The 10,622-nt window shown below is 59.4% G+C and carries 10 protein-coding genes; 2 read left to right on the top strand and 8 right to left on the bottom strand.

Features of this window, described 5'->3' with window-relative positions:
• Positions 1-2,344: heavy metal translocating P-type ATPase (locus ACRC1E_RS00665; RefSeq protein ID WP_438513182.1), on the bottom strand; the 2,344-nt coding region annotated here is incomplete at its 3' end.
• A 98-nt stretch (positions 2,345-2,442) separates the two neighbouring features.
• On the bottom strand, positions 2,443-3,432 hold the full coding sequence (locus ACRC1E_RS00660; RefSeq protein ID WP_438513181.1) for a DMT family transporter: 990 nt from the start codon (positions 3,430-3,432) through the stop codon (positions 2,443-2,445).
• Positions 3,433-3,534: 102 nt separating this feature from the next.
• Here ACRC1E_RS00660 and ACRC1E_RS00655 point away from each other — a divergent pair, with 102 nt between their 5' ends.
• Entirely contained in the window at positions 3,535-4,422 is an 888-nt protein-coding gene (locus ACRC1E_RS00655) for a LysR substrate-binding domain-containing protein (protein ID WP_438513180.1), read from the top strand.
• Between the two features lie 7 nt (positions 4,423-4,429).
• Here ACRC1E_RS00655 and crcB read toward each other — a convergent pair whose 3' ends face one another.
• Complete coding sequence (gene crcB / locus ACRC1E_RS00650; protein WP_438513179.1) at positions 4,430-4,813, bottom strand: fluoride efflux transporter CrcB; 384 nt, start codon at positions 4,811-4,813, stop codon at positions 4,430-4,432.
• Positions 4,814-5,029: 216 nt separating this feature from the next.
• On the opposite strand from crcB, the gene ACRC1E_RS00645 reads away from it, so the two are divergent.
• Positions 5,030-5,341, top strand: coding sequence for a high-potential iron-sulfur protein (locus ACRC1E_RS00645; RefSeq protein WP_438513178.1), 312 nt, complete (start codon positions 5,030-5,032; stop codon positions 5,339-5,341).
• A 61-nt stretch (positions 5,342-5,402) separates the two neighbouring features.
• On the opposite strand, the gene ACRC1E_RS00640 is transcribed toward ACRC1E_RS00645, so the two are convergent.
• From ACRC1E_RS00640 to ACRC1E_RS00620, 5 genes are all read right to left on the bottom strand, one after another.
• The gene (locus tag ACRC1E_RS00640; protein ID WP_438513177.1) at positions 5,403-6,056 is read right to left on the bottom strand and encodes a response regulator; all 654 of its coding nucleotides are present in this window, start codon (positions 6,054-6,056) and stop codon (positions 5,403-5,405) included.
• Between the two features lie 22 nt (positions 6,057-6,078).
• Entirely contained in the window at positions 6,079-8,019 is a 1,941-nt protein-coding gene (locus ACRC1E_RS00635) for a type IV pili methyl-accepting chemotaxis transducer N-terminal domain-containing protein (protein ID WP_438513176.1), read from the bottom strand.
• A gap of 93 nt (positions 8,020-8,112) precedes the next feature.
• The gene (locus ACRC1E_RS00630) at positions 8,113-8,766 is read right to left on the bottom strand and encodes a carbonic anhydrase (RefSeq protein ID WP_438513175.1); all 654 of its coding nucleotides are present in this window, start codon (positions 8,764-8,766) and stop codon (positions 8,113-8,115) included.
• Positions 8,767-8,781: 15 nt separating this feature from the next.
• The gene (moaA, locus tag ACRC1E_RS00625) at positions 8,782-9,780 is read right to left on the bottom strand and encodes a GTP 3',8-cyclase MoaA (protein WP_438513174.1); all 999 of its coding nucleotides are present in this window, start codon (positions 9,778-9,780) and stop codon (positions 8,782-8,784) included.
• A gap of 82 nt (positions 9,781-9,862) precedes the next feature.
• Positions 9,863-10,609 carry a peptidylprolyl isomerase gene (locus ACRC1E_RS00620; RefSeq protein WP_438513173.1) on the bottom strand — a complete coding sequence of 249 codons (747 nt, stop codon included), beginning with the start codon at positions 10,607-10,609 and terminating at the stop codon, positions 9,863-9,865.
• Positions 10,610-10,622 lie beyond the last annotated feature (13 nt).

Below are 10,622 nucleotides of genomic sequence, written 5' to 3'. Positions count from 1 at the left end.
TAAGCAGCAGGGAATTGCTGACCACCGAGACCGAACTCATCGCCATGGCCGCACCGGCGATGACCGGATTCAACAAGCCCAAGGCCGCCAGCGGGATGCCCAGCGTATTGTAGATAAAGGCAAAAAACAGGTTCTGGCGAATTTTGCGCAAGGTGGCACGCGACAAACGGATGGCGTCGACCAGATGCATCAGATCGCCATGCATCAGCGTCACGTCAGCCGCCTCGATGGCGACATCCGAGCCTGCGCCCATCGCGAAACTGGCATCGGCCGCCGCCAGTGCCGGCGCGTCATTGACCCCGTCACCGACCATGCCCACCTTGAGTCCGGATTTTTTATAGGCTTCAACCGCAGCAGCCTTATCCCTGGGTTTAACCTCGCCCTTGAATTCGGACAGGCCCGCCGCTGCCGCTATCGCGGCAGCGGTGCCGCCATTGTCGCCAGTCAGCATCACCACCCGTATCCCCATCGCCTTGAGGCGGGCGACAGCCTCGCGCGAAGTGGCTTTAAGCTTGTCGGCAATCGCCAGCACGCCCAATAGCTCATCCCCTGCCGCGACCACAATCACGGTACGCCCCTTAGCCGCCCAGCCTTGCGCCTCTGCCGGTAATGCAAGGCCTATCCACGCCGGCTGGCCAACCCGCACCCGGCCAACCCCGGCAACATCGGCACTGACACCCTGCCCGGTCACGGCATCAAAAGCACTGACCGCAGGCAGTGCCAGATCCTTGGCCTGTGCCCCAGTCAGTAAAGCCTGCGCCAGCGGATGCTCGGAGCCGGCTTCTACCGCCGCCGCCAGCGCAAGCACTTCGTCAGCACTGCGGGACAAGGCCAGCACCTCGACCAGCTCGGGCCGGCCTTCGGTCAGGGTGCCGGTCTTGTCCACCACCACCAGCTGCAAGCGCCCGGCTGTTTCCAGCGCGGCTGCGTTGCGAAACAAGATGCCGCGCCGCGCTCCGTTGCCGATGCCGATCATCACCGCCGTCGGCGTCGCCAAGCCTAGCGCACACGGGCAGGCAATCACCAGTACGGCCACGGCGTGTATCAGCGCCTGTGGCCAGCTACCCAGGAAGTAGGCGGTCGCGACAAAGGTCAGTGCCGCAATCCCCACCACCACCGGTACAAACACGCCGGAAATCACATCGGCGAGGCGCTGTATCGGCGCCTTGGAACCCTGCGCCTCGCGCACCAGCTTGACGATCTGCGCCAGCTGGGTACGGCTCCCCACCCCGGTGGCCCGTATCCTGACCATACCGTCCCGACTCTTGCTACCGGCAAATACCTGCGCCCCCTCGCCCTTAGCCAAGGGCAGGCTCTCGCCGGTGAGCAGGCTTTCATCAAAGCTGGCCTGGCCGGACAGGATCACCCCGTCCACCGGCACGTTTTCACCATTACGCACCACCACCACATCGCCGGCCACCAGTTCGGCCACCGCCACCTCGGCAAAACCGCCGTCGCGCTCTATCCGCGCCATCTTGGGTGCCAGCCGGATCAGCGCCTCGATCGCGCCGCTGGTCTTGCCCTTGGCACGCGCCTCCATCAGTTTACCCAGCAGCACCAGCGTAATCACCGCCGCACTGGCCTCGAAATAGACATGCAGTTGCGTCCATCCCGCCAGCGTCACCCAGGCGGAAAAGCCCCACGCCATGCTGGTACCCAGCGCTACCAATACATCCATATTGGCGCCCCCCCCGCGCAGCGCACTATACGCGCCCTTGTAAAAGCGCCAGCCCACATAAAACTGCACGGGTGTTGCCAGCAGCAGTTGCAGCGGGCGCGACAAAAAGCCGTGATGCGCACCGGCCAGCATGCTGGCCATTTCCAGCAGGAAGGGCAAGGTGAGGAGCAGCGATAGTGCAAACACCTTCAGTTCGTGACGGTAAGCGGCAGCATGGCGCGCGCTGGCGGCATCACTATCGGCCTCATTGCTGATCAGGCGCGCACCAAAACCCGCTTTCTTGACTTGTGCAATCAGCGTACCCGCGCTCTGGCTGCCTTCAGGGAAAGTCACGGCGACTGTTTCGCTGGCAAAGTTTACGCTGGCCTCTACCCCCGGCAGACGATTCAACACCTTCTCGATACGTATCGCACACGCGGCACACGTCATGCCTTCCAATGCCAGTTGCAGCGTAGTGTGCGGCACGCTAAAACCGGCTTTGGCGATGGCCGCAAGCAGTAGCGGCAGACTCTGCTTTTCTGGATCGAAACTCAGCTGCGCACTCTCGCTGGCAAAACTGACGCTGGCGTCCACCCCGTCCAGCCGCCCCAGCAGTTTTTCAATGCGGGTAGCGCAAGCGGCGCAGCTCATGCCGTCTATCGGCAGGATCAGGATGACGGGCTTCATGCGGGCTCTCCGAAAATGAATAACGCCCGTCTGATGGCGGGCGCTGGGTAGATCTTCACTGTAACCTGCATGCCTGCGACTGGCAATCAGCCACCGTATCAAGCCGTACCGACTTGCGCCTCCGGCAGGTTCACGGCACCCGCCCTTGCCGGCACCGTCTTTTCTCGATGGCTACGCGCAATCAGCACCACGCCCATGATCACCAGTGCCGCACCGGCCAGTTGCGACCATGACAGGGTTTCATCCAGAATGGCCCAGCCCATAAACAGCGTCAGCACCGGCCCCAGCGTGCTCATCGAGGCGGCACGTCCGGCGCCCAGCAAACGGATGGCATGACTGAGCGCCCACACCGGAAACACGGTACTGAATAAGGCCATCCCCAGACATAGCGCATAGACCTGCCACGGCACCGCCAGCGCCGACAGCGGCTGGCTCACCGCAAAGTGCAAGAGCACGGCCGCACAGGCTACCAGCGTCGCAAATGCCGGGAATGCGTTGGCACCGATGCGCGTCACCATCTCGCCCGAGCCGACAATATAGACCGCATAAGCCAGCATGCCGGCACTGACCCAGGCAACTCCCTGCCAGACGGCACTCCCGCTAGATGCCGCGCCCAGATCATGCTGCAAGGCCAGCGCGGCACCGGCATAGGCCAGTACCACGGCAAGCCAGACTTGACGCGGATAGCGCTTACCCAGAAACAGCACCGAAAGAAACAGCACCACGGTTGGATACAGAAATAGCGTCAGGCGTTCAAGTGCGGCCGAAATGTATTGCAGGCCGATAAAATCAAACAGACTCGCCAGATAATAGCCGCACAAGCCAAGCACCACGATACCGCCCCAGTCACGTGACGCGATGCGCCGCAGCGCGCCCTGCCGGATGCACATCAGCGCCATCAGCACAAAAAAAGGCAGCGCAAACAACATGCGCAATGCCAGCAGCGTCTCGGCATTGGCACCATAGCCAAAGCCCAGTTTGACAAAAATGGCCTTGGCCGAGAAGCCGGCAGCAGATAGCACTGCCAGCAGTATGCCTTTATAATTTGCGAAGGCATTCGCCTGTACAGCTAGCTTGATATTCGTCATGGTATTCGTTAATGCCTGTCAATCCGTAGATTATGCGTAGCGGCCGCGCCATCTGCTTGCTTCATTGCGGCAATCTGGTTTCATGAAAAACGAAGGGTCATCATGCGTTTGGATCTAGTGGATTTGCAGTTTTTTATATTATTGGCTGAAAGCAACAGCCTGAGCCGGGCGGCCGAGCGCTTTCCCATGGCCTTGTCGGCCGCGAGCCAGCGCTTGAAAAAAATGGAAAGCATCTATGGAGTCAGACTGGTAGAGCGCCATTCGCGCGGCATTTCCTTGAGCCCTGCCGGCGAAGTACTGCTGTTTCATGCCCGTAGCCTGCTGCAGGCGACCGAAAAGATGAATGGCGACATGGGCGAGATGAGTCTGGGCCTGCCCCGCAGCATACGCATCAGCGGCAACACCATGGCCTGCAGTGTATTTTTGCCCGACAAGCTGGGACGCTTCCTTGCCAGCGAACCGGACGTCGACCTGCAGTTGAGCGAACACCCCAGTCGCGAGATCGTCGGCCAGATCGAGCAAGGCGCCATCGATATCGGCATACTGGATGGCAGCATGGCCGCAGCAAAATTGACACAACTGCCCTTTGCCCGTGACCGCCTGGTCATCATCGCCGCCGGCCGGCATCCACTGGCCTCACGCTGCGAATGCCAGTTTACCGAGGTACTGGACCAGCCCTTTGTCGGCCTGCCCCATAACAGTGCCATGCAATGTTTCATGCAGGACATGGCCCGCCTGAAAGGCCACAGCCTGCGCATACGTGTACGTGCCCCTAATTTTCAGGCACTGGCCAGCCTTGTAGCCGAGGGATGCGGCCTGGGCATCCTGCCGGCACAAAGCGCCCGGCAATTGGCGCCGCTATACGGGCTGGGAATCATCAAGCTGAGCGATAACTGGGCGGAGCGCGAACTCAAAATTGCCTTCCGGGACTGGCAGGCGCTACCCGCCCACGCCAGGCGACTGGTTGAGGCGCTGCTATCCACTACCTAAAACTGAATCAGAACAGACCGGCCTTATGCAGATAATTCCAGCTGGCCAGCCCCAGCGCCGTCATCAACAAGGAGCCCAGCACATGGCTGCCGATGGCGAATACGGCCCAGAACGGCCGCCCCTGCTGCAGCAAGGATGTCACCTCGACCGAGAAAGTCGAAAACGTCGTCAGTGCACCAAGAAAACCGGTCACTACAAACAAACGCCAATGCGGCGCAATATCGGCATGGGCAAAATAGGCGATCGCCAAACCTATCAGATAGCCGCCCAGCAAATTGGCGAGCAGCGTGCCTGGCGGCAACAACGGAAAATGGCGGTTAAGCTCGCTCAAGCCCCAGCGGGACAAGGCGCCGAGACTGGCACCGCAGCAGATGGCTATGATCTGTTTCATCAATATCGGCATCCAAAGAGTGCCAGTCTAGCGATGCGAGGCAGACAGGAAAAGAAAGATAACCATGCGGCCGCAACAACAGCGTCATACTTGACCCAAATCAAGACAAACGCTTAAGCAAAACGGGTAAATTGCACTAAAGTTCATGAAGCATATAAAAATCCGCATCACCTTAGACGGTGATGCACTGCCGACCTCGTAAAGGAGTTACCACGTATGACCAGCCGTCGCACTTTTCTCTTGAAAGTCATTCCAGCAGCAGGGGCATTGGCCATACTAGGCGGCAAGGCCATGGCCGCGCCTGCCACCGTAGCCGAAACCGATCCGCAAGCCGTAGCACTGGGCTACAAGGCGGTCGGCAGCAAGGTCGACAAGGCCAAGTTCCCTAAATACGCAGCCACCCAGAATTGCGGCAACTGCCAGCTATTCCAGGGCAAGGCCACCGATGCGGCAGCGCCGTGTGCCATTTTTGGCGGCAAACTGGCTGCCAACAAGGGCTGGTGCAGCGCCTGGGTCAAAAAAGCCTGAGCCGGATCGCACACATAAAAAACGGACCACTCAGGTCCGTTTTTTATGGAAGACGTTTCGGTCAGCCCAGGCCATGACCCACGGCGTAGACAGCCACCTGCACACGGCTGGACAGGTTCAATTTTTTCAGCACGTTCTGCACATGGATTTTAACCGTACTCTCGGCCACATCCAGATGGCGCGCAATTTCCTTATTGCTTTCACCGCGCACCAGACACTGCACGATTTCACGTTCGCGCGGCGTCAGCTTGTCATGCTCGGCCGGCACGGCTACCGGAGAGCTGGCACGCGGCTGATTGCGAAACTGAGCCACCAGCTTGGCGGTCATATCCTGCGCAATCACCGATTTCCCTGCGGCAACATCGCGTATGGCATGCGTCAGGATGTCTGCGTCTATATTTTTCAGCAAATAACCGCGCGCACCATTTTGTAGCGCTTGCGCCAGTTCGTCGGCTTCTTCCGACACAGTCAGGATCAGCACAGCAACATCGGGCAGATCCTGCACCAGCAGTTGCAGGGTATCCAGTCCGGACAAGCCGGGCATATTCAGGTCCAGCAAAATAACATCGGGTTGCAAAACCTTGGCGCGCTTGATGCCTTCGACGCCATCTGCAGCCTCGCCCACCACATCAAAATCGCTTTGGCGCTGCAGCAACAGGCGGATACCGGAACGGAACAGGGTGTGATCGTCTATCAGTAGTATGCGGATACTCATAAGCCAGACTCATTTTTGGTTTTCAAGCTGCTTGGCGTACTGCCTGTGGCAGGGTCAGGATCAAGCGGGTACCTTTGCCCGGTACCGAACTCAGCACCAGCCGGGCATTCAGCCGGACCGCGCGTTCCTGCATGATATGCAGGCCGATGTGGCTTTCTGCGCGTGCCGCGACTTCGGATGGCTCATAACCATCGCCATTGTCGCTCACTTGCAGTACAAAGTCCGATCCGTTATGCAAAACGATATTTACTTCACTGGCACAGGCATGCTTGCGCACATTGGATAGCGCTTCTTGCAAGATAAACAGGACTTGCAGTTGCTGATCCGGCGGCAAGGGCGCACCGCCTTGTTCCTTAATGTCAAGAACCACCTCGGCGCTGCACTGGCGGCGAAAACGTGCCAGCGTTTCGTCTATGGCGGCCAGAAGCTCGCCCTGCCCCAGCTTGCTGCGGAAATTCAGCAATAGTTCACGTACATCCTGATAACTCTCTTCGACACCGGTTTTAAGTAGCGGAATAATTTCGCGCACCTCATCCATATTGTCCTCACGGGCGACTGACGCGAGTAGCTGCACCTGTAGATTGAGGAAGTTCAAACCCTGCGCGATGCTGTCATGCAAACCCTGCGCAACCAGAGAACGCTCTTCAGCCACAGCCAGTTGGCGCGCTTTGGCACTCAGGCGGCGGTTATCCAGAGCAATACCCAGTCTTTGCCCCAACGTGGCCAGCAACTGGATCTCGGCCGAAGCCATCTCGCGTGGCGCATCAAAATGCAGGGAAAAAGTGCCCAGCACCCGGTTGACCGCCACAATCTGGAAAACAGCCAGAGCTGAAAAACCTTCCTCGCTGCAGCGAAAAGGCTCGACGCTGGACTCTGCGCGCTGGCGAAAATCATGCACGACCAGCGGTCCGCTACGGCTGACCTCACCGCAAAAACAATGGTCTACCCGCATGCAGCGCTCAGCGGCGACCAGCGCATCAGAGAGCCCTTCGGAAACCATCAGGTGCAGCCTGTCTCTACTACTGTCCAGCACCCGCAAGCTGCCGCCTTGCGCGTTCAGCAGGCGCATGACCCTTTGTAAAAACCCGCGACACAAAGCATCGATATCGCCTGGCTGGTTGAGAAAGGCCTCAACTTCGTATAGCGCCGACAATTCGCGGTTCTGTGCCGCCAGCTGCGCGGTTTTCTCCCGCACCCGCGCCTCCAGGCTGCGGTACAAGCCCTCCAGCTCATCGGCCATGGCATTAAACCCGACAACCACTGCCCCCAGCTCATCCTGGCTTTCTACCGGCAGGCGGGTAGCAAAATCATGCCGCGCCATGCGCTGCAGGCCCTGCTGCAGGCGCAACACCGGCAGGATGATCCACAAATACAAAAGATAAATCATGGTCAGTGTGCCGGCACAAGCCACCAAACCCAGCACACCTTGCGACAGCCGCAACCAATTGTTTTTTCGTTCGTTATTCTGTTCGACCAGCAATACCAGTTTGTTGGCATGATGGATGAATCCGGGCAGGGCCTGTCGATAGGCATGGCTATTGCCGGTTTGCAGCGCAATAAGCGCAGCAGGTTTGAGCAGCCCTTCCCAGTAGTCCACGACCTGGCCCATCTGCATTTGCACACCCTGCTCTGCAGGAAGAAACAAAGGCCGTGCCGCATTGCCATGCACCAGTTGCGAAAGGGTGCGCGCCTGCACGGCCAGTTCGGTGTCCACCCTTTGCTTTCGCTCCAGAACGCTATAAGCAGGCGTTTGCAGTTCCAGTGCCACCCTCGTTGCCCGCATGCGCAGGCTGCCGGCCTCGTTAATAGCGGCCGCGGCGCCTTCCAGCTGCCAGGACAGCCACAAAGTACCGGAAATCATCGCCATAATGATGAAAAGTGCCGCAATGGCGCTGGCCACAATACGGGTAGACAGGCGGTGCACCCAGTCTGGCTGCGGGATGGCAAAATTATGTTCTTGCATGGATGTCCCGGCAAAAAGTGTGGGGTGTAACCCGGTGAAATTCGCATGGCCAAACCGGCAGGAAGCGCGTACTACAGCAAGACCGGCAGGTTGTCAGCGCCCGCTTAATGGGCATACCAAAGGCAGGAAGGCATCCGAGCGAGCCGAGTACGCGAGCAAGGCGCCTGCGTCCAGATCAAAATACCAACCATGCAGGGTCAGGCTTCCGGCATCCATAGCCCGCTTGACCCAGGGGAAGGTTTCCAGATTTTTCAGCGAGACCAAAATGGCGGCCAGCTCGCAAGCGCGACGCTTTTCTGCCTGGCTGGCGCTGGCCATGACCGCCTCAATCCGCACCCGTGCCGGCTCGGCAATCGCCACCCATGGCCCGATAAAATCGTCTTGACCATTCGGCTCGAAGCGCTGCTCGATCAAGGCGCGTATCCCGCCACACTGGGCATGCCCCAGCACGATGATGCGTGAGACTTGAAGCTGGTCTACGGCAAACTGGATAGCCGCAGAAACACCATGGTGACTCTTGGCCGCACCGCAAGGCGGCACCAGGTTGGCCACATTGCGTACGGTAAAAATATCACCCGGATCACAGCCCAGTAGCTGGGCAGGATCGACGCGCGAATCGCTACAACCTATCAGCAGGGTACTTGGATGCTGCCCCTGCTTCAGCTCGTGATAGAGACCACTACTGCTGTCGAAGTACTGCAACTGAAAGCGGGAAAATCCCTCGATAAAGCGTTCGATATCATGCATGGCCATTCCCTGACTCTAACCACCGGTCTGCGACATAAAGCGCACGATTTTGTCCGGTGTCTCGTTGAAATGGTGGCGCTCGGGCTTGACTGCGATAGCGGCGCGGATGGCGGCAAGCAGTTCGCCATCGCTAGCCCCGGCGCGCAATAGCGCGCCCAGAGGGACGCTGTCGTTTTGCCCAAGGCACAGATAGAGTGTGCCATCCACACCAAGACGCACACGGTTGCATGCCGCGCAAAAATGGCGTGACATCGGGGTTATCACGCCGAAGCTCATGCCCCCATCGGGACTGACCCAATAGCGTGCAGGCCCCGCGCCTTGCCCTAGTAACTGCGGGATCAGGCGGTACTCGCGGGCCATGCGTTCGCCCAGCGCCGTCACATCCACATAGGCGGCCTGGCGGCCGGTGTCGCCGATCGGCATGGTTTCGATCAGGCGCAGGACAAAGCCGTGCGTCAGCGAATATTCCATCAGACGCGCGATATCGGCCTCATTCACCCCGGCCTGCACCACGGCATTGAGTTTGATCGGTGCGAAGCCCGCCTGTTTGGCCGCCAGCAAACCATCCAGCACCTGCGCCAGGCAATCACGGCCGGTGATGCGGGCAAAACAATCGGCGTCCAGCGTGTCCAGACTCACATTCAAACGCCCTACCCCCGCTGCCTTGAGCTCATGCGCATGCTGAACCAGACGCGTCGCATTGGTCGACAAGGACAGGTCGGCAAGGCCGGGCAAGGCCGTGATCTTGCGTGCCAGATCGGCTAAGTTGCGCCGCAGCAAGGGCTCGCCACCGGTCAGGCGAACCTTGGCTACGCCAAGGCCAACAAACAGCCCGATCAGGCGCGCCATTTCATCAAGCGTCAGCCAGTGTGCCGGCTCCTCGAAGCCCTTGAAGCCCTTGGGCAGGCAGTAAGTGCAACGCAAATCACAACGATCGGTGACCGAGACCCGCAAGTAGTCGATACGCCGACCGAAACCGTCGGTCAATCCTGCGCCATTGGGCAAGGCCGTCATCACAGGCTCCAGAGGAAAGGGGTGTCAATGTACCGGTAATGCAAAAAACATGCCATGGCCGTCAGCCCGCCTGACACGCGCTTTACTGCACCAGAGGCGAGTCGGTACCCTTCAAATCAAAACCGCTGATGCTAGCCTCACCGACCAGCCGTTTCAGGTACTGGCGTGTAGCCGCATCCAGACTGGCGGCATGCAATACACCGGCAATCTGCGCCTCAACGGCAGAAAACGGCAGCAAGCGCCCCGGCTCCTTGTGGACGACACGCACGATATGCAGACCGAAGCGGGTTTGCAACAGACGGTTCAGGGTCTCGCCCTCGGCCATAGCAAACACCACCCGCTCGAATTCTGGCACCGACTCGCCACGCGACAACTGCCCCAGATTCCCGCCTAGCTGGCCCGATGAACAGTTGGACAGGGCGCGCGCCTTGCCGGTAAAACAGGCCGGGTCGGCCAGTACCTCGGAGAGCACCGATTCGGCCAGAGCAGTCAGGGCATCCAGCTTCACATCGGGCGTAACCTGAAACAGGATATGGTCGGCCTCGACGATTTCTCCGACGGTAAAGCGCGCCGGATGCTGTTCATAGTGGCGGCGGCAACTCTCGGCATCCGCCTCGGGCACCTTCACCTGCTGTTGCAACAAGGCCTCGATGGCGGCCTCAGGCTCGTCCAGCGACAGACTCTGATGTGCGGCCTCATCCAGCAATACCCGCTGCAACACCCAGGCAGTGGTGGCTTCATGTACCGGATTGATACTGTCCTGGTAGTCGGGCAGTGCCTGTTCGATTTCTGAGTCGGTCAGTTCGACCCCGTTGACAACAATGGGCATCGTATTTCTCCTG

Source organism: Craterilacuibacter sp. (assembly GCF_051659485.1).
Classification (GTDB): Bacteria; Pseudomonadota; Gammaproteobacteria; order Burkholderiales; family Chromobacteriaceae; genus Craterilacuibacter.
This window is presented reverse-complemented; position numbering and strand designations above follow the sequence as displayed.